The organism is Micromonospora hortensis, assembly GCF_022230935.1.
Lineage (GTDB): Bacteria > Actinomycetota > Actinomycetes > Mycobacteriales > Micromonosporaceae > Micromonospora > Micromonospora hortensis.
Genome location: NZ_JAKKFE010000041.1, coordinates 1 through 20,738, shown reverse-complemented (window position 1 = coordinate 20,738; position 20,738 = coordinate 1). Strand labels below are relative to the sequence as shown.

Genomic DNA, 20,738 nt, shown 5'->3' with positions numbered 1-20,738 from the left:
CCTCGGCAGCAGGCTGGCGTCATGCGAGAGCCATCCGTCCGTTCGATCCGCCGCACGCTGCTGCTCTGCGCCGCGCTCCCGCTCGCACTGACCGTCCAGCTCTGCGGGCTGGCGGTGCTGATAGCGGCGGTGCCCGGCCAACCACCGACCCCGACCGTGCCGGCCGCGGCCCTGGCGGAGCCGGTCGCGGCCCCGAGCGTGCCGGTCGCTGGCCTGGCCGTGCTGGCAGTCGACCCGGTGCCCGCCGGGCGGTTCCGCTGGCCGGTGGACGGGCCACCCCGTCCGGTGCGCCGGTTCGACAGGCCGCCGCGACCGTGGCTGCCCGGCCATCGCGGCGTCGACCTGGCCGCCCCCGCCGGAGCGGTGGTCCGCAGCGCCGGGCCGGGCACAGTGCTCTTCGCCGGCCTGGTGGCCGGTCGACCGGTGGTCACCGTCGGGCACGCTGACGGGCTACGAACCACCCACGAACCGGTCCAACCCGCTGTACGCCCCGGCCAGCCGGTCACCGCCGGCGCTCCGCTGGGCGAGTTGCTGCGCGGGCATCCGGGGTGCCCGGCCGAGGCGTGCCTGCACTGGGGCCTGCGCCGGGGCGAGGAGTATCTCGACCCGCTGGCCCTGCTCGGCCTCGGCCCGGTGCGTCTGCTCCCGGCCGGTCCGGTCCCGGTGTCCGCTTCCGGCCGTCAGGTCAGCGCTGGGCGAGCAGTGCCGGCAGCCGTGCGCCCAGCCGTTCGTACTCGTCGGCGGCGTTGTAGACCTGGCCGGTGAGTCGCAGCCACCCCCGACCACTCCAACTCATCACCGCCACCTCGGCGGCGAGCCGCTCACCGATCCGCGCCTGCAACGCCCGCGCCGCGTCGATAGTGGTGCCCATGCCGGCCGGCAGCGGGATGAGGCGCAGCGCCACCCCCGGCCCGCCGGGATCGGGCAGCTCGGCGGGGGTCACCCCCAGAGCGTCCCCCACCACCCGCTGGCCGTACGCGGCGAGCGCCGCGTTGTGCGCCCGCACCCGGTCGACGCCGAGACCGCGCATGGTGAACAGGCCCGCCGGGGCGGCCAACCAGGGCGTGTAGTCAAGCGTCGCCTGCCACTCGAGCCGGGCCGGGAAACCCGACTCCTGCTCCCAGGACACCACCAGTGGCTCGATCCGGTCCCGCCACTGCGGTGCCACAGCCAGCAGGGCCGTCCCGCGCGGGGCGTAGGCCCACTTGTGCAGGTTGCCCACCCAGAAGTCCGCGCCGATGCTGGCAACAGTGGTGGGCAGCATGCCCGGGGCGTGCGCGGCGTCCACCAGGACCGGCACGCCGTGTTCGCGGGCCACCGCGACGATGGCGGCGGTCGGAAAGAGCTTGGCGGTGGCCGAGGTGAGCTGGTCGACGACGAGCAGCCGGGTCCGCCCGGGGCGCAGTCCGGCGCGGATGCTCTGCACGATCTGCTCGTCGGTGGCGGCCAGGGGGATCGGCAGGACCCGGCTGACCGCGCCGGTGCGACGGCACTCGCGCTGGATGGCCAGGCTCACCGCCCCGTACCCGTGGTCGGTGCTCAGCACCTCGTCGCCGGCCTTGAGGCCCACCGACTGGAGCACCACGGCGACGCCGGTGGTGGTGTTGCCCACCAGGGCACTGCCATCCGGGTCGGAGCCCAGGAACCCGGCCAGGTGCCGGCGGGTGTGCGCGATCCGGTCGACCAGCCCCTGCGTGAAGAAACGCAGCGGGTTCGCCTCCATCTCGTCGCGCAGCCGCTGCTGGGCGCGCTGCACGCCGATCGGCACCGCGCCGAACGAGCCATGGTTGAGGTGGCTGACCGCCGGGTCCAGGGAGAAGAGCAGACGGGCGCCCGGGATCGGCTCAGGAGGATTCGGGACGCTCACTTGATGATCGTAACCGCCACGCTCGCGCGCCCTCCGACCCTTGATCAGGCGCGGGCGCCTAACGGCCCTTGATCAGGCGCGCGGGTGCGCCTGCCGGTACGCGGCACGCAGCCGTTCGACCGAGACGTGGGTGTAGATCTGCGTGCTCGCCAGCGACGAGTGGCCGAGCAGCTCCTGCACCGCACGCAGGTCCGCGCCACCCTCCAGGAGGTGGGTGGCCGCGGAGTGGCGTAGATCGTGCGGGCTGGTCCGGGGTAGTCCGGTGGTCTCTGCGTACGCACCGACGATCTGACGCGCGGTCGTCGGGTTGAGCCGACCGCCTCGGGCACCCAGCAGCAGCGCGTCGCCGGAGCGGGCACCCACCATCGCCGGGCGGCCCCGGCGCAGCCAGTCGTCCAACGCCCGCTGGGCGGGCACCCCGTACGGGACCGAGCGCTCCCGCCCGCCCTTGCCGAACACCCTGATCACCCGCCGGCCGTGGTCGACGTCGCCGACGTCCAACCCGCACGCCTCGCTGACCCGTACGCCGGTGGCGTAGAGCAGCTCCAGCAGCACCCGGTCCCGTAGCGGCACCGCCTCGGCCGCTTCCGCTGCACCCGACGCCGGCCCGGCCGCCGCGTCCGTCCGCACTGCGTCGGGGCGCGCCTGGTCCGGGAGTTCTGGGTCCGTGCGCGTCTGGTCCGTGGGCGGTGCCTGCCGGGACGGTGCCTCGACCAGAGCGGCGGCCTGGTCGGCGCGCAGCACGCTGGGCAGTTCCCGGTGCGCGCGAGGGCTGGCCAGTGCGGCGCCCACGTCGGCGGGGAGCAGCCCGGCCCGGTGTGCCCAGGCGCTGAATGCCCGCGCCGACGCGGCCCGCCGGGCCAACGACGTGCGAGCGGCACCCGTGGTGCGCTGCCGCGCCAGCCAACTGCGCAGCACCGACAGGTCCAGCTCGGCGAGGTCGACGCAGCCCATCCGGACGGCGTGGTCGAACAGCGAGACCAGATCGGTGACGTACGCACGGACGGTGTGCGCCGACCGGTTACGGACCCGGGACAGGTGCTCGGCGAAGTCGTCGACAGCGTCACGCAACGCTGGCGGCAGTGCCTGGTGCATGGCCCGGGTGCCCCGGTCCGCCCGGCTCATCGTGGCCGCGCCGACGTGCCGGCCGGTTCCTCGGCCCCGGCACCCTCACTGACGGCTGACACGGCACCAGCCTACGGCCGGCCCGCCGCCGCCACGGGACACGACGGCGCCGGTGTCCACCCCCGACTATCGGCGGTTGTTCCTCTTGCTCAGGAAGACGAGCAAGCCGACAACGAGCACGGCGGTCACGACGAGACAGCAGAGCACGCTGATGTGCCACGGCTTGATTGCACCCATGACCGGGCACGGTACCGGCAGTACCGGCTGGCTGGGACCCCGACCGCGAGCGGCCGGCCGGATCCCGGCCGCGAGAGGTACGGGCATCCGGACGGCCACCCCGGCCGGGCGGCGGTCACGCAACCGCTCAGGTAACAGCTCGACCGGACGCCGCCGCAGGCTTTGGTTTGGCGGGTGGGGCGAGGGCGTAGCCGTCATCGCGACGGACCACCATGGACAGCTCCTCCAGCAGAGACAGCTTGCGCAACGCGGTCCGTAGGTCGACGCCCGCGCGGGCGGAGAGCCGGTCCACGCCCATCGCGCCTCGGCGGGGCAGAGCCTCCAGCAGCGACCGCGTGTCGTCGTCCAGCGCGTCGGTGGCCCGCTGCGGTCCACGCGCTGGCGGGGCCAGGTCCGCGCCGATCCGACCCACCTCCTCCAGCACGTGCGCCACCCCGGTGACCAGCCGGGCCTTGTCGGGGAACTCGCGCAGGAACTCGTGGGCACCGACGGACATCGCCGAGGTCACCGGGCCCGGCACCACCATGGCCACCCGATTGGCGTGAATGGCTCGCCGCGCGGTCTGCGTCGCGCCACTGCGCGCCGACGCCTCCACCACGACGGTGCCCCGGGTGCCCGCGGCGATTACCCGGTTGCGGATCAGGAACCGGGGCCGCAGCGGCTCGGCACCGGGCGGCCACTCGCTGACCAGCAGCCCCGTCTCGGCGATCCGGTCGAAGAGGGCGGCGTTGCCCATCGGGTACGGACGGTCCAGCCCGCAGGCGAGCACCGCGACGGTCAGACCGCCCGCGGTGAGTGCGCCCCGGTGGGCGGCGGCGTCGATGCCGAACGCGCCACCGGACACGACCGTCCAGTCCCGCTCCGCCAGGCCGTACCCCAGTTCGGTCGCGACGTGTTGCCCGTAACCGGTGGCCGCCCGCGCCCCCACCACGGCCACCGAGCGATCCAGCGCCTCACCGAGTGGCCAGCTCCCGCGTACCCAGAAGCAGAGCGGCGGGGCGGTCTCACCGTCCACCCGGCGGCTGACGTCCGGTAGCCGCATCGCGGCCAGACTGGCGACCTGGGCCGGCCACTCCTCGTCGTCCGGCGTGACCAGCCGGGCACCCAGTCGGTCCCCCCGTTCCAGGGCTTCCGCGGCCACCGCTCGCACGTCGCCGACCGCCGAGCGTGCTGCGACAGTGGTGTGCAGCCAACCGCTCGGGCTGCCGCCGTCGAGCAGCAGATCCAGGGTCGCCACCGGGCCGTGCCGTTCGACCAGGTGATGCACCGCGCGCGTGCCCGGCTCCGCCAACCAGGTCAGGGCGACCCGGGCCAGCCTTCGTTCCTCCTCGGCGCTCACGCCGCCTCCCCCGTCCGTAGTTGAAGTGCCTCCCGGACGTCGTCCTGGTCAGGTCGGTCGCGACCGTCCAGATCGGCGATGGTCCAGGCCATCCGGATCACCCGGTCGAAGCCGCGCGCCGACAGCGAGCCGGAGTCGAGCCGGCCCCGCAGCTCCACGGTGACCCGGGCCGGCAGCCGCCACGGCGGTCGGCGCAGGTGCGGCCCTTCCACCTCGGCGTTGAGCCGTCGGCCGAGGCCGGCCCAGCGGCTGGCCGCTGCCTGCCGGGCCGCCGCCACCCGGGCGGCGACCGTCGCCGAGGGCTCGACATCGCCGTCGGTCGCCATCAGCTCGGCCGCCCGCACCGGCATCAGCCGCACCTGGACGTCGATCCGGTCGAGCAGCGGCCCGGAGAGCCTTCCCAGGTAGCGGCGGCGAACCAGCGGCGAGCACTCGCAGTGCGCGTCGCCGGCCGGCTTCGCGCACGGACACGGGTTGGCCGCCAGCACCAACTGGGTGCGGGCCGGGTACACGGTGCCGCCCCCGCTGCGGCTCAGCTGGATGCGGCCGTGCTCCAGCGGCTGGCGCAGCGCCTCCAGCGCACCCTTGCTGAATTCGGGAGCCTCATCCAGAAAGAGCACCCCGCGATGCGCGAGCGACACCGCGCCGGGTCGGGCCAGCCCCGAGCCGCCCCCGACCAGCGACGGCACTGTCGCGGTGTGGTGCGGCGCCTGGAACGGTGGGCGCCGCAGCAGCCGACCACCCGGCGGCAGCAGCCCGGCGACCGAGTGCAGCGCGGTGACCTCCAGCGCCGCGTCGTCGTCCAGCTCGGGCAGGATCGACGGCAGCCGTTCGGCGAGCATCGTCTTGCCGGCGCCCGGTGGGCCGAGCAGTGCCACGTGGTGCCCGCCGGCCGCGGCGACCTCCAGGGCGCGCCGACCCATCTGCTGCCCGGCGACGTCGGCGAGATCCGGCCCACCGGCCGGCGGCTCCGGGATGTCCGCCGGTGGTTCGATCAGCGGCGTTCCGTCCCGAACGAACGCGACGAGCCGGTGCAGAGTGTCCACCGCTCGCACCCGTACCCCGGGGATGACGGCGGCCTCGGCGGCGTTGCCGACCGGGACGATCACCCGCACGATGCCGGCCTGGGCTGCGGCGGCGACCATCGGGAGTACGCCGCGCACCGGCCGGACCGTCCCGTCGAGCCCCAACTCGCCGAGGACCACCACCCCCTCCAGCGGGAGCAACGGCAGCTCACCCGAGCCGCCCAGCAGCGCTGCGGCGATGGCCAGATCGAAGGCCGACCCGAACTTCGGCAGCGTGGCGGGCAGCAGGTTGAGGGTGATCCGCCGGTTGGGCCAGCGCTGGCCGGAGTTGACAACGGCCGCGCGGACCCGGTCACGGGCCTCGTGCAGGGCGGTGTCCGGCAGACCGGAGATCACCACCGCCGGCAGGCCGGCGGCCAGGTCGGCCTCCACCTCGACGAGGTGGCCGGTCACCCCGACCAGCCCCACGCAGAGCACCTTCGCGTAGCTCACGGCGCGTCACCGATCTTCCCGATACGCATGTCAGAACGCGCCCTTGAGGTGGTCGACCTGCGCTGGACCGGCGTGGGGAAGCCGCACCGACAGCACGTCGAAACGGACCTCCTCGGCGGTCGTACCGGTCTCGGTCAGCCACCGCGCGGCGAGCCCTCGCAGCCGGCGGGCCTTGGCCGGCACGACCGCCTCGGCCGGGGTGCCGAAGCTCTCACCCCGTCGGGTCTTCACCTCGCAGAAGGCGAGCACGGGCCCGTCCCACGCGATGATGTCGATCTCCCCGGCCGGGCAACGCCAGTTTCGGGCGATCGGGCGCAGCCCCGCCTCGGTCAGGTGCCGGGCCGCACATTGCTCGCCGTACGCGCCAACCGCCTGGTTCCGCTTCGTCATGGCCGGCACGGTGCCCGCCGGAGGGTGATCGCCGCGACCCGGCAACGGCCCACCTGTGGACAACGGGGGTGCTGTGGACAACCGGATGATCACGCCCGCCCTGTGCTACGGCCTCCCACCGAACCCGCGCAGCAATCGCCCAGGGGCCCAAGGACACCCCCTGCGCCGATCTTGCAGTTTCGGTAGTTGAAATGAGTGGTATGCCCCCTATGCCGGCACAGTAAGTGCAAGATCGCGCAAGATGGCCCACGCAATGGCGCTCACGAACAGGTGCCAGGTCTGTGGCCGTGCAACCGGTACTGAATCGTGCGACCGCGCTGGCTTGGTCGATTGACGGCGTCTGCCGGGCTGAAATGGCGCGGGCGTGGCCGGTCGCATACGGTGCCTGACGTGGACGGACGACGGAGTTTTCCGGAAGATCAGGAGTCGCGCTGGTACCCCGACGAGCGGGGTCGCGGTTACGGCGATTCGGAGTGGCGCGGCGCGGGCGAACCGCGGTACCGGGACGGCGAGATCCCCGAGCAGCGTGGTGCGGAAGACGGCCGCTCCGTCGAGGACACGGGAGTCGGCCGCCGCCGCGAGCCGGACTCGGGACGCTTCGGCGCCGTCGACGGGGGTCGCTTCGGTACGCCCGAGTCGGACTCGGGTCGCCTGAGCGCGGTGGACGCGGGCCGCTTCGGTACGCCGGAGTCGGACTCGGGTCGCCTGAGCGCGGTGGACGCGGGCCGCTTCGGTACGCCGGAGTCGGACTCGGGTCGCTTCGGCGCCCTGGACGATCAGACCGGTCGGTTCGGGGCGAGCGAGGCTGATTCGGGGCGTTTCGGCGCTGTCGACCCGTTGGGCGGCGCGCGGCCGGAGGCGGACGGTTACCGGGCCACCCGATCGCGTCGGGCGGACCGGGACCCGTCGGAGACCTCCGGTGAGCTGCCCGGACGCCGCGCCGCCCGCGAGACGGCCACGGCGGGATCTCCGGTGACCAGCGCGGCGCCGGAGACGTCCCGCGACAGCACGTCGACAGCGCCGGCCGGCGTGCTCGCCGACCAGGCTCGTCCCGCTCCGCTCGGTGGGTACCCGATCATCGAGCCGACCCGGGGTGGCGGCGACACTCCGCACCCACTGGAGATGCCGACCGGTCCGATGCCCGGGATCGGCCCGCGACCCGACCTGCCCGCAGGTGAGCCGCCGGTGTATCCGCCGGCCGCCGACGGCGTCTATCGGACCCGTCGACCGGTGCTGGCCGTACTCTTCGCCCTGCTGGTGTTGGTCTTCGAGGTTCCCGCGTTGCGGGTGCTGCTGGCGGGCGTGACCGGCGACCCGGTGGACGCCGGGGACGTGGTGGCGGGTATCGCCCTGGTCGCCGGTCTGCCGATCTTCGCGACCGGGCTGTACGGGCTACGAACCGGAGGTCTGGCGCTCGCCGACAACGGTCGGGGCTGGTTGCGCCCACCGACGGCCTACCTGACCGTCGGCCTGGTGCTCTTCGTGGCCGCCGCGCTCGCTGCCGGCTGACCCGGCCCGGCCCGCCGGCCCGTCTGACCCGCCGCCAGCCTGTCGCGCGCTGATGGTTCGGACAACAACCAGGAAATAGTGGCCTCCAGCGACGCGGAGGCCACTATTTCCACGAACCAGCGCGATCTTCCCGGCAACGCGCGCGATCAAGCAGGCGCGCGGGCGCGCAGGCGCGCGGGCGCGCCGGCGCGCGGCCAGGCGCGCGGGCGCGCGGCCGGGCAGGCGAGCGGCTGAGCGCGGAGCAGCACGCCACGCGCACCCCGGGGCGGCTGAACGGGCGAAGGGCGTACACTGGCCAACTGGCGACCGCCTCGGCGGTCGACCTCGCGCGCCCTCTTCACGAATCGTCGTGGAGCGACGGCCTCCCTGGTCCCGATCTTGATCGGGTCCACCATGGGTCGGCGACCAGGCGCCAGGACGCCCGGCCACCGGCCGGGCGTGACAACCAGGGACCTTGAGGAGTACCCCAACCATGGCCGTCGTGACCATGCGTCAGCTGCTGGAGAGCGGTGTCCACTTCGGGCACCAGACCCGGCGCTGGAACCCGAAGATGAAGCGCTTCATCATGACCGAGCGCAACGGCATCTACATCATCGACCTGCGCCAGACCCTCGAGTACATCGAGAAGGCGTACGAGTTCGTGCGTGGGACCGTCGCCGAGGGTGGCAGCATCCTGTTCGTCGGCACCAAGAAGCAGGCCCAGGAGGCGATTGCCGACCAGGCGACCCGGGTCGGCCAGCCGTACGTCAACCACCGCTGGCTCGGTGGCATGCTGACCAACTTCCAGACCGTTTACAAGCGGCTCCAGCGGATGAAGGAGCTGGAGGGCCTGGGTGACCTCAGCGGCACTGCCGCCGGTTACACCAAGAAGGAGACCCTGCAGCTCTCCCGCGAGAAGATCAAGCTGACCCGCACCCTCGGTGGCCTGCGGGACATGCAGAAGCTTCCCGCCGCGGTCTGGATCGTCGACACCAAGAAGGAGCACATCGCCGTCGACGAGGCCCGCAAGCTGGGCATCCCGGTGATCGCGGTGCTGGACACCAACTGTGACCCGGACGAGGTCGACTTCCCGATCCCGGGTAACGACGACGCGATCCGCTCGGCGGAGCTGCTGACCAAGGTCGTCGCCGCCGCCGTCGCGGATGGTCTGATCGCGCGTTCCGGCCGTCGCCGGGGCAACGACGAGAAGCCCGAGGGCGTCGCGAGCGACGAGCCGCTGACCGAGTGGGAGCGCGAGCTGCTCGAGCCGAAGAAGGCCGACGAGTCGGCCGCTCCGGCCGCCGCGGCCGCTCCGGCCGAGCAGCCCGCCGCTGCCGCCGCCGAGCAGCCCGCCACCCCGGAGCAGCCGGCGCAGGCCGCCACCGAGCAGCCGGCGGCCGCCACCGCGGAGTGATCGCACCGTCGCTGCCCCGCCGTCCGTTTTCGCGAACGGCGGGCAGCGACGGTACGCCGGGCACGATCCGCCCGGATCCGGGTAACCGGCACCTCTGACCATCCACACGCCGTCTCAACACCGAAGAGAGAGCCATGTCCCAAATCACCGCCGCGGACGTCAAGAAGCTCCGCGACCTCACCGGCGCCGGCATGATGGACAGCAAGAAGGCGCTGACCGAGGCCGAGGGCGACTTCGACAAGGCCGTCGAGATCCTGCGCGTCAAGGGCGCCAAGGACGTCGGCAAGCGGGCCGGCCGTACGGCCGCGAACGGTCTGGTCGCCCACTCCGGCAAGGCGCTGCTCGAGCTCAACTGCGAGACCGACTTCGTCGCCAAGACCGAGTCGTTCATCGCGCTGGGCCAGCAGCTGGTCGAGCACGGTGAGCGCGCCGGCGTGAACTCCGCCGAGGAGCTGCTCGCCAGCGAGCTCGACGGCAAGGTCATCGCGGACCTGATCCAGGAGCAGTCCGCCAAGATCGGCGAGAAGCTGGTGCTCAACCGGTTCGCCCGGGTCGAGGGCACCACCGCCGTCTACCTGCACCGCAAGGCCCAGGACCTGCCGCCGGCCGTTGGCGTGCTGGTGTCGTACACCGGCAAGACCGACGAGGCCGGCGACGCCGACGCCCGGGGTGTTGCCATGCAGATCGCCGCGATGCGGCCGAAGTACCTCACCCGGGACGAGGTTCCGGCTGAGGTCGTCGAGTCCGAGCGGCGCATCGCCGAGCAGACCGCCCGCGAGGAGAACAAGCCTGAGGCGGCTCTGCCGAAGATCATCGAGGGTCGGGTCAACTCCTTCTTCAAGGACTTCGTCCTGATCGAGCAGTCGTCCGTCTCTGACAACAAGAAGTCGGTGAAGCAGCTGCTGGCCGAGGCCGGCATCGAGGTCACCCGCTTCGTGCGGTTCGAGGTCGGCCAGGCCTGAGCCGCCACCGGGCGCCGCTGGCGCCCGTGGGCAGGAGACATCAACGAGGAGGCCGCCGGTGTACGTGACAGGCACCGCGGCCTCCTCGTCACATAGGGTCGGCAGCGGCAGGTTCGCGGTACGCGCCGCACGGGGCGTGCGCGTGGGGAAGGGCGGGGCGGATGACGCAGGTTGTGAGTGACCGGACGCTGGAGCTGGATGATCCGACGGCACCGCCGCCGGGGCGTGCCCGCCGGGTGGTGCTGAAGCTCTCCGGTGAGGTCTTCGGTGGCGGCGCGATCGGCGTCGACCCGGACGTCGTCCAGGCCATCGCCCGGCAGATCGCCACAGTGGTCCGCCGCGGCGTGCAGGTCTCCGTGGTGGTCGGCGGAGGCAACTTCTTCCGCGGCGCGGAGCTGCAGAAGCGTGGGATGGACCGGGCCCGCGCCGACTACATGGGCATGCTCGGCACCGTGATGAACTGCCTCGCGCTCCAGGACTTCCTGGAGAAGGAGGGCATCGAGACCAGGGTGCAGAGCGCCATCACGATGGCCCAGGTCGCCGAGCCGTACATCCCGCTGCGGGCCATCCGGCACCTGGAGAAGGGCCGCGTGGTCATCTTCGGCGCGGGCGCCGGAATGCCGTACTTCTCCACGGACACGGTGGCCGCCCAGCGGGCGCTGGAGATCCGGGCCGACGTGGTGCTGATGAGCAAGAACGGCGTGGACGGCGTCTACACCGCCGACCCGCGGATCGACCCCACCGCCAGCAAGCTCGACTCGATCACCTTCTCCGAGGCGCTGCGCCGCAACCTGCGGGTGGCCGACGCGGCGGCGTTCAGCCTCTGCATGGAGAACGGCCTGCCGATGCTGGTCTTTGGCGCGCAGGGTGACGACACCATCATCCGCGCGGTGGGTGGCGACAAGATCGGCACCCTGATCACCGCCTGAGTCCCGCCGACCGGCGACGACGACAGCGGGTCTGACGACTTTCAGCAGAGCCCACCACGAGCACAGAAGGAGGCGAGGAGACCGGTGATCGACGACACCCTCCTCGAGGCCGAGGAGAAGATGGAGCGTGCGGTCGAGCACGCCAAGGAGGAGTTCGGCGCCATCCGTACCGGTCGCGCCAACGCCGCCATGTTCTCCAAGGTCATCATCGACTACTACGGCACGCCCACGCCGCTGACGCAGATGGCGTCCATCGCGGTCCCCGAGCCGCGGATGGCCATCATCAAGCCGTACGACAACTCGCAGATCAACGCCATGGAGAAGGCGATCCGCGACTCGGACCTCGGGGTGAACCCGAACAACGAGGGCAACCAGCTGCGCATCCTGCTCCCGCAGATGACCGAGGAACGGCGCCGCGACATGATCAAGGTGGCTCGGCACAAGGGCGAGGAGGCCAAGGTGGCGATCCGCAACGTCCGCCGCCGTGGCAAGGAAGAGCTGGACCGGATCGTCAAGGACGGCGAGGCCGGCGAGGACGACGGTCGCCGCGCCGAGAAGGAACTCGACGACCTGACCCAGCGGTACGTTGCCAGCGTCGACGACCTGGTGAAGCACAAGGAAACCGAACTGCTCGAGGTGTGACCCATGCTGCGAGGCTCGTTCCCGACGTCGGGAACGAGCCTCGTTCCATAGGTCAGCAGGGGATCCAGACGGTCCTGGTGCTCTCGGCGAACTGCTCGCCGGTGTCCCAGTCGCGCAGCGAGAAGTGGGCGGTGGCCCGGCCGGGGTGCAGCGCGGGAGCGATCCGGGCGAACCCCATCCCGAGTTCGACGGTGCCGCCGTCGCAGAGGATCTCGCCGGCGCCGTGCCCCCCGGTGGCCCACAGGGTCGGCAGGCCGTCCTGCACCAGCGAGGCCGACATGAGGACCATGCCGGCCGGGCAGTTGCGGGCGGTGGCGGTGACCCCTGCTGCCGGGTACGTCACTCCCGGCTCGCCGACGGGCGGCTCGAACGGGTACAGCTCGCTGGTGTGGCGGTCGATGGTGATCCTGGTCCGTGCCGTGGTGGCGGCGGCCGGTGACCCTGCTCCCAGGACCATGGCGGCCACCGTCAACACCGCGAGACCGAACGTGTACATGTGAGTGCCCTTCCCCCGTTGCGGAGCGCGGGCTGGCGCCGGCGCGGCACCAGCGGACCACGCCGGGGCGGGTTCGCTCAGTACTCGATCGCGCACCGGACGAGTCGGATCGACGGCTGCGGATTGCCTGTGGTCTGCCGTACCGGATGGGTGTGTGTCGCTGGCCGCAGGGCCGGCGGCGCCGGGTGGCGTCCGTGGGCGTGCCTCGTCCGCCGTGCCGATCCGGCGTGTGCAGTAGGCTCGGCAGGATTCCCGGCCACCGGGTGGTGAACACCGGGGATCGACCGACCGTCGGGGCGGTCAATCCGAGGAACATCGCACGTGTAGGGGATGCTTGTGGTCTTGCGTCATGTGGTGGTTCTCGTGCCGCTTCGCGGTGCGTGATGTCCCACCCCGACCCCTACGGCAGCGAGCCTCGCGGCTGGGACAGGCCGGAGCGCCCGGTGGCGCTGCCCTGGCCGGACCAGGAGCTGGAGGCAGGCCAGTGGAGCCGCCGTCCGGCCGCCGGCCCTGAGCTGTACGCCGACCCGCACGCCCGGCCGTACGCCGATCCGCATCCCGCGGACCCGTACGACGAGCGTGGCCGCCCGGCCCGCCCGGACGACCGCTTCGACGACCGGGACCGGCACGATCGTTTCGACGACCGGGACCGGCACGTCGACGACCGCAACCAGCCCGACCGGTACGACGACCGGGGTCGCGGTGACCGTTACCCGGACCGACCTCCCACGGGGGAGGGGCCGCCCCGGTACGACGGCCCGGACCGCGGGCGCTTCGACGAGCCGAGCCGTCTCGACGGCCCTCCCGCCCGCTTCGACGACCCGGGGTACCCGACCGAGCAGCTCGCGCCTGTCCGGGCCGACGTGGTGCCGGACGAGGCTCCGACGACGGGTCGACGGTCGAAGGGGCGACGTCGGGCCAGCCTCGACCGACCGGCCACCCAGCAGGTGGGCACCGGACGGGCCGGGCGTAACCTTCCCGCGGCGATCGGGGTCGGGCTCGGCCTCGGCGCGCTGATCGTGGTGCCGCTGCTGGTCTATCCGTTGGCCTTTCTGCCGGTGATCGCCGCCGCGGTCGCCATCGGCATGTGGGAGATGGCCCGCGCGGTACGGCGCAGCGGCGCGCACCCGCCACTGGTGCCACTGATCGCCGGCGGCGTGTTGACAGTGGGTCTGGCCTGGTACGCCGGCCCGGACGCGCTCAGCCTGGGGCTGCTGGTCACCGTGCTGGGCACCATGATCTGGCGGTTGGGTGACGGGCCGGCCGGCTTCCAGCGGGATCTCACCGCGGCCACCCTGATCGCCGTCTACGTGCCGTTCCTCGCCGGTTTCGCGGCGTTGCTGGCGGCGGCCCCCGGCGATGGCCACCTGCGCATCCTGGCCACGCTGATCGGGGTGGTCCTCTCCGACACCGGTGGCTACGCGGCCGGGGTCTCCTTCGGCCGTCACCCGATGGCCCCGTCGATCAGCCCGAAGAAGTCCTGGGAGGGCTTCGCCGGCTCGGTCACCGCGGCGGCCCTGGGTGGAGCGTTGCTGCTGTGGCTGATGTTCGAGGTTGCCCCCTGGTGGGGCGCGCTGTTCGGGGTGGCCGTCTCGTGCGCGGCGGTCCTCGGTGACCTGGCCGAGTCGATGATCAAGCGGGATCTCGGCGTGAAGGACATGAGCAACCTGCTGCCCGGCCACGGCGGTCTGATGGACCGACTGGACTCGATCCTGTTCGCGGTGCCGACGGCCTACCTGCTGTTGGCGATCTTCGTGCCGGTGGTGGGCTGAGGTATGAATCACGGCGACCTGGTCCTCCGGCTCCGGCGGTCGCGGCCCGTTCGACACCTCCGGACCGGCAGCCGCCGCCGACGGCGTGACACACTGGACCAGCCATGACGAGCCTGCCCTTGATCCCCGCCATCTCGGTCGCCCCCGCCGCGCGCCGGGCCTCCATGCCCCCTCAGCACCTCGCTGACCTGGACCTGGCCGGCCGCCAGGCGTTGGTTACCGGGCTGGGTGAGCCGGCCTTCCGCGCCAAGCAGGTCTCCAACCACTACTTCGGGCGGTTGGTCCGCGACCCGCAGGCGATGACCGATCTGCCAGCGGCGACCCGGGAGCGGCTGGCCGACCAGTTGCTGCCGACGTTGCTCAACCCGGTGCGCGAGCTGGCCTGCGACGACGGCGCGACCCGCAAGGCGCTCTGGCGGCTGCACGACGGTGCGATGGTGGAGAGCGTGCTGATGGGTTACCCGGACCGGGTGACCGTCTGCATCTCCAGCCAGGCGGGTTGCGGCATGGCCTGTCCGTTCTGCGCGACCGGCCAGGCCGGGCTGACCCGCAATCTGTCGACGGCGGAGATCGTCGACCAGGCGGTGTACATGGCCGGGGTGGCGGCCTCCGGCGTGGTGGCGGGTTCCCCGCCGAGGCTGTCGCGCGTCGTCTTCATGGGCATGGGCGAGCCGCTGGCCAACTACAACCGGGTGATCGCGGCGATCCGTCGGCTGGTCAGCCCGGCTCCGGAGGGGCTCGGCCTGTCCCAGCGGCACATCACCGTTTCCACGGTCGGCCTGGTTCCGGCCATCCACCGACTGGCCAGCGAAGACCTCTCAGTGACCCTTGCGTTGTCGTTGCACGCGCCCGATGATGATCTGCGCGACGAACTCGTGCCGGTAAACCAGCGCTGGAAGGTAGCCGAGGTGCTGGACGCAGCGTGGGACTACGCCGCCCGGACGGGCCGCCGCGTGTCGATCGAGTACGCGATGATCAAGGACGTGAACGACCAGCCGTGGCGAGCCGACCTGCTCGGGCGGCTGCTGGCCGGCAAATTGGCCCACGTGAACCTCATTCCGCTCAATCCGACGCCGGGCAGCCGCTGGGACGCGAGCCCGAAGCCGGTCGAGCGGGAGTTCGTCCGGCGGTTGCGCGACGCCGGGGTGTCCACCACAGTTCGGGACACCCGAGGTCGCGAGATCGACGGCGCGTGTGGCCAGCTTGCCGCCGCCGAAGACAACGACACCAACACCGACCGCGCCGGAGAGGCACCGGCGTGACCGGGCGTGGCGAACGAGACCAGGAGACATAGTGGCGAGTCAGGGTCAGCGTTTCCGGCGCAAGGCGCTCCGCCGGGGATACAAGGTCGACGAGGTGGATGCCTTCCTCGACCGGGTCGAGGCGACGCTCGACGGCCGGCAGGTCGGTGCCCCGGTGGCCTCCCAGGAGGTTCATGACGTCGTCTTCCGGGTCCGCTTCAACGGCTACGACGAGTGGCAGGTCGACCTGCACCTGGACCGGGTCGAGCGACAGTTGGCCGAGCTGGAGGAGCGCAACAGCGCCGGGCGCGGTGGCGACCCCCGGATGGGTGACCGGATGGGCCCACCGGACCGGATGGGTCCGCCGATGCGTGACGACCGGGGCATGGTCCCGCAGCCGATGCCGCCCCGGCCGATGCCCGCGCAGGCCGGCCCGCCCTACGGCCGCTACGACGAGCCGACCGGTGCCTTCGCCGGTGGGTACGACGCCCCCCGCGGCGGTGGTTACGACGCGCCACGTGGCCCGGCCGGCCCGCCGATGGGTCCCGGTGGCCCGATGGGCCCCGGCCCGATGGGTGGCCACGGCATGCCGCAGCGCGGCCTGCCCGCCGGTCCCAGCGGGTACGGCCCCCCGGACGACCAGCGCTCACCCGCTGGCTACGGCCAGGATGATCAGCGCGGTGGGTACGGCCCTGACGACCAACGCGCGCCCGGCGGTTATCCGCCGCCGCCGGAGGAGCCGCGCTTCGACGGCTTCGAGGCCGGGCGGCACGGTCGCGCCGACATGACGGCCGAGATCCGGATGCCGGAGCGGGATCTGCGCGACATGCGCCGTGGTCCGGCCGGTCCGCCTCCGTTGCCGCAGCAGGGCATGGGTGGCCCGCCGATGGCCGGTCCGCCGGCGGTGGCCGGCCCGCCGATGGGTGGCCCGCCGATGGGCGGTCCGCCGATGGCCGGTCCGCCCGGCAGCGACCTGTACCGGGTCGACCAGATCCGCCGTAGCTTCCAGGTGCGCCGGTTCGGCAGCGGGTACGACCCCGACCAGGTGGACCGGTTCTTCGACACCCTGCTCGGTGGCATGCAGCGCCGCAATCCGATGCCGGTCGACCCGAAGGACCTGGACACGCTCCGGTTCGGCCTGGTGCCGGGTGGCTACTTCGAGGCCGAGGTCGACGCCGCGCTCAAGGACGTGCAGGACATCCTCTTCGGGCGCTGACCCCGAGGCGATACGGACGAGGGCCCGTCCCCCGGGTGGGGGCGGGCCCTCGGCGTACGACGTCGGCCGGTCGTCCGGCGGTGGGTCGGGTCAGGAGCGCAGACCGCTGCGCCGCAACACGACGTCGCCGATCACGATGATCAGCAACAGCGCGGCCAGGCCGATCAGCCAGATGTCCTCGACCCTGCCCTCGTGGTTGCCGCAGATCATCGCCAGCAGCGCCAGTGCGGACAGCACGGCGCCGATCTGCCCGGCCTTGCGGTGCCCGGGCTTGTGCTGGTCTGGCGACGTTACCGGCTCGCTTCCTGCCACTGTCGGTCCTTCCCTCGCGATCGGATCTTTGGTTAGTCTGGCACGCCTCGTACCCGGTGCGGTGGGGTGGGGGTTTCCTGGCCATCGGCCCTGCCCCACCTGGGCTGGACGGCACTACCGGCGTCGCGGGGCGGCGGTCAGACCCGCTCCGGTAGCGTTTGGCGTACACCTGATTGTCTGTTTGAGGGGGACTGTGCGGTGCGAGTGACCGGAACCGGGCACGCCAGCATGCGGATCGACACGGCCGCGGGCAGCATCCTGTGCGACCCGTGGGTGAATCCGGCCTACTTCGCGTCGTGGTTCCCGTTCCCGGACAATTCTCTGCTGGACTGGGAGAGCCTGGGTCAGGTCGACTACCTGTACGTCTCCCACCTGCACCGGGACCACTTCGACGCGAATCACCTGCGCGACTTCGTCTCCAAGGACGCCACCGTCCTGCTCCCCGAGTTCCCCACCTCGGAGATGGAGGACGAGTTCCGGGCGCTGGGCTTCACCAAGTTCCTGAAGGCGCCCAACGAGCAGGTGGTGGAGCTGCCCGGCGGCCTGAAGATCATGATTCAGGCGTTGACCAGCCCGACCGACGGGCCGATCGGCGACTCCTCGCTCTGGGTCGAGTACGAGGGTGTGCGGCTGCTCAACCAGAACGACGCCCGCCCCACCGACCTGAGTGTCTTCGCCGAGCTGGGGCACGTGCACGCGCATCTGCTCCAGTTCTCCGGTGCGATCTGGTACCCGATGGTCTACGAACTGCCGCAGGCGGCGAAGACCGCGTTCGGCAAGCAGAAGCGTGACCGGCAGTTCGACCGGACCTGGCGGTACATCGACGACCTGAAGGCGTCGCACGTCTTCCCGATCGCCGGCCCGCCGTGCTTCCTCGACGACGCCCTGTGGCAGTTCAACGACATCCACGGCGACGAGGGCAACATCTTCCCCGACCAGTCCGTCTTCATGTCGGAGTACGCCAAGGTCGGCGGCACCAACGGGATCGTGCTGCTGCCGGGCAGCGTCGCCGAGGTCACCACCGAGGGCGCGAGCACCACCCACCCGGTGCCGGTGCAGGAGTTCTTCGCGAACAAGGTCGCGCACCTGGAGGAGATGCGGGAGCGCAAGCGCCCGATCATCGAGGCGGAGAAGGCGTCCTGGCGGCACCCCGAGGTGGACGTGCTCGGCGAGATGAAGCGTCGGATCGAGCCGCTGCTCGACGAGTCGATCTACCTGGCCAAGGGGGTTGGCGGCCCGGTCCGTTTCGACCTGGTGGGGTATGACGGCGAGAGCGTCGAGTCGATCGTTGTGGACTTCCCCGGCAAGGAGGTCCGGCCGTACGCGGACGAGAAGGTGCGCTACCGGTTCCGGACCGAACGGTCGCTGATCGAGCACCTGCTCTTCATCGACGAGGTGGACTGGGTCAACTCGCTCTTCCTGTCCTGCCGGTTCTCGGCGGCCCGGATCGGCCAGTACAACGAGTTCGTCTACGCGTTCTTCAAGTGCCTCTCCGAGGAGCGGCTCCAGTACGCCGAGGGCTGGTACGACGAGCACGAGCGCAGCACCGACGCCGAGGACATCACGTTGGGCGACTGGGTGGTGCAGCGGCGGTGCCCGCACCTGAAGGCGGACCTGACCCGCTTCGGCATCGTCGACGGTGACCAGCTCACCTGCCAGTTGCACGGCTGGCGCTTCGACCTGCCCAGCGGCCGCTGCCTGACGAGCGTCGGCCACAAGGTGCGAGCCCACCGAGTAGACGCGGAAACCCCCGCCCCCGCCGGCGAGGCCGTGATCTGACCCGCCCGGTTGATCATGAAGTTATTGTCACGAAACGCCGCCACGGCGGGCAATAACTTCATGATCAACGGGGCCGGGCCGGGCCGGGGCCGGGGCCGGGGCCGGGGCCGGGCCGGGGCCGGGGTTAGGGGTTAGGGGTTAGGCCGACAGGTCGGTGAGGATGCGGCGGGCGGCGTTGTGACCGGCCGCGCCGATGACGCTGCCGGCCGGGTGGCAGCCGGCGCTGCCGGCGTACACACCGTCGACGCCGGTGGCGTAGGGCATCCGGTCGGTGAACGAGACGGTGTTGTCGACGTGGTGGATGTGCCCGCCGGTGATGCCGAAGTGCTCCTCGATGCCGGGCGGCGGCAGCGGCACCGCGTCGGCGATCAGGTCGGTGGTGCCGGGCGCGTACCGCTCGACGATCCCGAGCAGCCGGTCGACGTACCCGGGCAGCTCCGCGTCCCAGGTGGTGCCGGCCAACTCGTAGGGGACGGACTGGACGAAGAGCGCCGACGAGTGGTGCCCGGCGGCGTCGGAGAGCGACGGGTCGACTGTGGTGTGCAGGTACCACTCGATGGTGGGCTCCGCCGGCAGCAGCCCGGCCTGCACGTCTGCCCACATGGCGCGCAGCGCGGTCATCGGCGAGGTCGACGCTCCGCCGACCAGCGACGCCGACCCGGGCAGCAGGTGGATGGTCGAGCCGAACGGGCTCGGCGTGCCGTCCGGCAGGCAGGAGAACCGCGGCAGCCCGGTGAGCGCCAGGTTGAGCTTGAGGGTGGTGCCGGGCCGGCGGACCGCCGCCATCCGTTCGCCGAGCCGCGCCGGGAGCGCGCCGTCGGGCAACAGGTCCATCAACCGGTACGGGTCACAAGCGCCGAGCACCACTCGCGCGGCCACCTCCCGACCGTCAGCGAGCACCACTCCGCTCGCCGCGCCGCCGTCCACTGTCACCGCGTGCACCGGCGTACCGGTCAGGATTGTCGCTCCGGCAGCGCGGGCGGCCTCGGCGAAGGTCCGGGAGACGGTTCCCATCCCACCCTCGGCGATCATCCAGGTGCCGCCGGAGCCGGGCAGTCGGCACATGTTGTGCACGAGGAAGTTGTGGCCGGTGCCGGGATCGTCCGGGCCGGCGTTGAGCCCGGACAGGCCGTCGGTGACCGCGTACATGCTGACCAGCAGCTCGGAGCGGAACTCGAACCGGGCCAGGTAGTCGGCGACCGAGCCCTGCACGAGGTCGACGAAGACCTGGCGCAGCGCCGGGCGGACGTGCCGCTCGGCGGTCTCCTGGACGCTGAGCGGCTCGGCCAACCAGGCCGGGGCGAGGTCGTCCCGCAGCGCGGCCAGCTCGGCCTGCATGGCGTCGTCGGCGGCCACGTCGGCGGGGGAGAAGAACTCGGCGAGCTGCGCCCGGGTGGCGGCGGTGTCACTGCCGAAGAGCAGGTACGGCGAGCCGAGGCCGCCCGGGGTGGGGAGGAAGTAGTGCGGGTCGCGGCGCAGCACCGGGATCCGGACGTCGAGCGTGGCGAGCAGTTCCGGGGGCATCAGTCCGAGCAGGTACGACCCGGTGGAGTGGCGCAGCCCCGGCACCTTCGGGAACGGGTTCTCGGTGCGGGTCGCGCCGCCGATGACGTCGGCGGCCTCCAGCACGAGGACGTCCAGGCCGGCGCGGGCCAGCAGTACCGCGGAGACCAGACCGTTGTGCCCGGCACCGACGATCACGACGTCGGCGCGGGCCGGAATCTCACTGCTCATGCCGCGGCAGCCTAGTCCGCCCCACCAGCCCAGGTCACCCCTTCCACTCCCACCCACCCACCCCCCACACCCCCCCCCTCCCGGCCCGGGCCGCCGGCCCCCCCCCCCGCCCCCACCCCCGGTCGACACGCAGGATGGCCTAGTTGTGTGCCCGACAGTACCGTCTGCCCGCTAAGTCAGCGCGCAGCGCGGGCGCGCAGGTGCTGGGTGCGCGGTTGGGCTGGGGTGCGCAGTGGGACAGGGCATGCCCGACATCTGAACTCCGTGCACCAGACTCG

Annotated in this window: 17 protein-coding genes and 1 pseudogene; 10 read left to right on the top strand and 8 right to left on the bottom strand. The window is 72.2% G+C overall.

Translation table 11 applies throughout. The features are described 5' to 3' along the window. Window positions 1–60 precede the first annotated feature (60 nt). Window positions 61–765, top strand: a complete 705-nt coding sequence (locus NIE111_RS25620) for a murein hydrolase activator EnvC family protein (RefSeq protein ID WP_372488402.1) — start codon at window positions 61–63, stop codon at window positions 763–765. On the opposite strand, the gene NIE111_RS25615 is transcribed toward NIE111_RS25620, so the two are convergent. The 5 genes from NIE111_RS25615 to NIE111_RS25595 form a co-directional block, all read right to left on the bottom strand. Further along, window positions 686–1,867 (bottom strand): aminotransferase class V-fold PLP-dependent enzyme, encoded by a 1,182-nt coding sequence (locus tag NIE111_RS25615; RefSeq protein ID WP_238686881.1) that lies wholly within the window; start codon window positions 1,865–1,867, stop codon window positions 686–688. The genes NIE111_RS25620 and NIE111_RS25615 overlap by 80 nt on opposite strands. A gap of 72 nt (window positions 1,868–1,939) precedes the next feature. Then, window positions 1,940–2,992 carry a tyrosine recombinase XerC gene (locus tag NIE111_RS25610; RefSeq protein WP_238686880.1) on the bottom strand — a complete coding sequence of 351 codons (1,053 nt, stop codon included), beginning with the start codon at window positions 2,990–2,992 and terminating at the stop codon, window positions 1,940–1,942. 364 nt (window positions 2,993–3,356) lie between these two features. Then, window positions 3,357–4,568 carry a DNA-processing protein DprA gene (gene dprA, locus NIE111_RS25605; RefSeq protein ID WP_238686879.1) on the bottom strand — a complete coding sequence of 404 codons (1,212 nt, stop codon included), beginning with the start codon at window positions 4,566–4,568 and terminating at the stop codon, window positions 3,357–3,359. Continuing rightward, the gene (locus tag NIE111_RS25600) at window positions 4,565–6,085 is read right to left on the bottom strand and encodes a YifB family Mg chelatase-like AAA ATPase (protein ID WP_238686878.1); all 1,521 of its coding nucleotides are present in this window, start codon (window positions 6,083–6,085) and stop codon (window positions 4,565–4,567) included. The genes dprA and NIE111_RS25600 overlap by 4 nt, the downstream gene beginning before the upstream one ends. A gap of 30 nt (window positions 6,086–6,115) precedes the next feature. Further along, window positions 6,116–6,475, bottom strand: a complete 360-nt coding sequence (locus tag NIE111_RS25595; RefSeq protein ID WP_238686877.1) for a YraN family protein — start codon at window positions 6,473–6,475, stop codon at window positions 6,116–6,118. 353 nt (window positions 6,476–6,828) lie between these two features. Here NIE111_RS25595 and NIE111_RS25590 point away from each other — a divergent pair. The 5 genes and pseudogenes from NIE111_RS25590 (at window position 6,829) to frr (ending at window position 11,910) form a co-directional block, all read left to right on the top strand. Next, a pseudogene (locus NIE111_RS25590) lies at window positions 6,829–7,984 on the top strand (hypothetical protein). A 472-nt stretch (window positions 7,985–8,456) separates the two neighbouring features. Then, entirely contained in the window at window positions 8,457–9,377 is a 921-nt protein-coding gene (gene rpsB, locus NIE111_RS25585) for a 30S ribosomal protein S2 (RefSeq protein ID WP_238686875.1), read from the top strand. A 134-nt stretch (window positions 9,378–9,511) separates the two neighbouring features. Then, entirely contained in the window at window positions 9,512–10,339 is an 828-nt protein-coding gene (gene tsf / locus NIE111_RS25580; protein ID WP_091400300.1) for a translation elongation factor Ts, read from the top strand. 161 nt (window positions 10,340–10,500) lie between these two features. After that, window positions 10,501–11,268: a UMP kinase gene (gene pyrH / locus NIE111_RS25575; protein WP_030487501.1), complete on the top strand. Its 768-nt coding sequence runs from the start codon at window positions 10,501–10,503 to the stop codon at window positions 11,266–11,268. Between the two features lie 84 nt (window positions 11,269–11,352). Next, on the top strand, window positions 11,353–11,910 hold the full coding sequence (gene frr / locus NIE111_RS25570; RefSeq protein WP_203149044.1) for a ribosome recycling factor: 558 nt from the start codon (window positions 11,353–11,355) through the stop codon (window positions 11,908–11,910). A 52-nt stretch (window positions 11,911–11,962) separates the two neighbouring features. Here the strand turns inward: frr and NIE111_RS25565 are convergent, their stop codons facing one another. Beyond that, window positions 11,963–12,406: a hypothetical protein gene (locus NIE111_RS25565; RefSeq protein WP_238686874.1), complete on the bottom strand. Its 444-nt coding sequence runs from the start codon at window positions 12,404–12,406 to the stop codon at window positions 11,963–11,965. Between the two features lie 383 nt (window positions 12,407–12,789). Here NIE111_RS25565 and NIE111_RS25560 point away from each other — a divergent pair, with 383 nt between their 5' ends. From NIE111_RS25560 to NIE111_RS25550, 3 genes are all read left to right on the top strand, one after another. Further along, window positions 12,790–14,178 (top strand): phosphatidate cytidylyltransferase, encoded by a 1,389-nt coding sequence (locus NIE111_RS25560; protein ID WP_238686873.1) that lies wholly within the window; start codon window positions 12,790–12,792, stop codon window positions 14,176–14,178. Between the two features lie 104 nt (window positions 14,179–14,282). Then, window positions 14,283–15,440 carry a dual-specificity RNA methyltransferase RlmN gene (gene rlmN, locus NIE111_RS25555; protein ID WP_238686872.1) on the top strand — a complete coding sequence of 386 codons (1,158 nt, stop codon included), beginning with the start codon at window positions 14,283–14,285 and terminating at the stop codon, window positions 15,438–15,440. A 31-nt stretch (window positions 15,441–15,471) separates the two neighbouring features. Beyond that, window positions 15,472–16,635 (top strand): DivIVA domain-containing protein, encoded by a 1,164-nt coding sequence (locus NIE111_RS25550; protein WP_238686871.1) that lies wholly within the window; start codon window positions 15,472–15,474, stop codon window positions 16,633–16,635. Between the two features lie 90 nt (window positions 16,636–16,725). Here NIE111_RS25550 and NIE111_RS25545 read toward each other — a convergent pair whose 3' ends face one another. Further along, complete coding sequence (locus NIE111_RS25545) at window positions 16,726–16,947, bottom strand: DUF2631 domain-containing protein (RefSeq protein ID WP_091400308.1); 222 nt, start codon at window positions 16,945–16,947, stop codon at window positions 16,726–16,728. A gap of 198 nt (window positions 16,948–17,145) precedes the next feature. Here NIE111_RS25545 and NIE111_RS25540 point away from each other — a divergent pair, with 198 nt between their 5' ends. Beyond that, complete coding sequence (locus NIE111_RS25540; RefSeq protein WP_238686870.1) at window positions 17,146–18,726, top strand: Rieske 2Fe-2S domain-containing protein; 1,581 nt, start codon at window positions 17,146–17,148, stop codon at window positions 18,724–18,726. A 138-nt stretch (window positions 18,727–18,864) separates the two neighbouring features. Here NIE111_RS25540 and NIE111_RS25535 read toward each other — a convergent pair whose 3' ends face one another. Next, the gene (locus NIE111_RS25535; RefSeq protein WP_238686869.1) at window positions 18,865–20,460 is read right to left on the bottom strand and encodes a phytoene desaturase family protein; all 1,596 of its coding nucleotides are present in this window, start codon (window positions 20,458–20,460) and stop codon (window positions 18,865–18,867) included. Window positions 20,461–20,738 lie beyond the last annotated feature (278 nt).

Coding starts and splice junctions, on each gene's coding strand:
- NIE111_RS25610 (WP_238686880.1), bottom strand. CDS start 2,992: ATGAGCCGGGCGGACCGGGGCACCCGGGCCATGCACCAGGCACTGCCG.
- NIE111_RS25535 (WP_238686869.1), bottom strand. CDS start 20,460: ATGAGCAGTGAGATTCCGGCCCGCGCCGACGTCGTGATCGTCGGTGCC.
- rlmN (WP_238686872.1), top strand. CDS start 14,283: ATGACGAGCCTGCCCTTGATCCCCGCCATCTCGGTCGCCCCCGCCGCG.
- pyrH (WP_030487501.1), top strand. CDS start 10,501: ATGACGCAGGTTGTGAGTGACCGGACGCTGGAGCTGGATGATCCGACG.
- NIE111_RS25595 (WP_238686877.1), bottom strand. CDS start 6,475: ATGACGAAGCGGAACCAGGCGGTTGGCGCGTACGGCGAGCAATGTGCG.
- NIE111_RS25560 (WP_238686873.1), top strand. CDS start 12,790: ATGTCCCACCCCGACCCCTACGGCAGCGAGCCTCGCGGCTGGGACAGG.
- tsf (WP_091400300.1), top strand. CDS start 9,512: ATGTCCCAAATCACCGCCGCGGACGTCAAGAAGCTCCGCGACCTCACC.
- rpsB (WP_238686875.1), top strand. CDS start 8,457: ATGGCCGTCGTGACCATGCGTCAGCTGCTGGAGAGCGGTGTCCACTTC.
- NIE111_RS25565 (WP_238686874.1), bottom strand. CDS start 12,406: ATGTACACGTTCGGTCTCGCGGTGTTGACGGTGGCCGCCATGGTCCTG.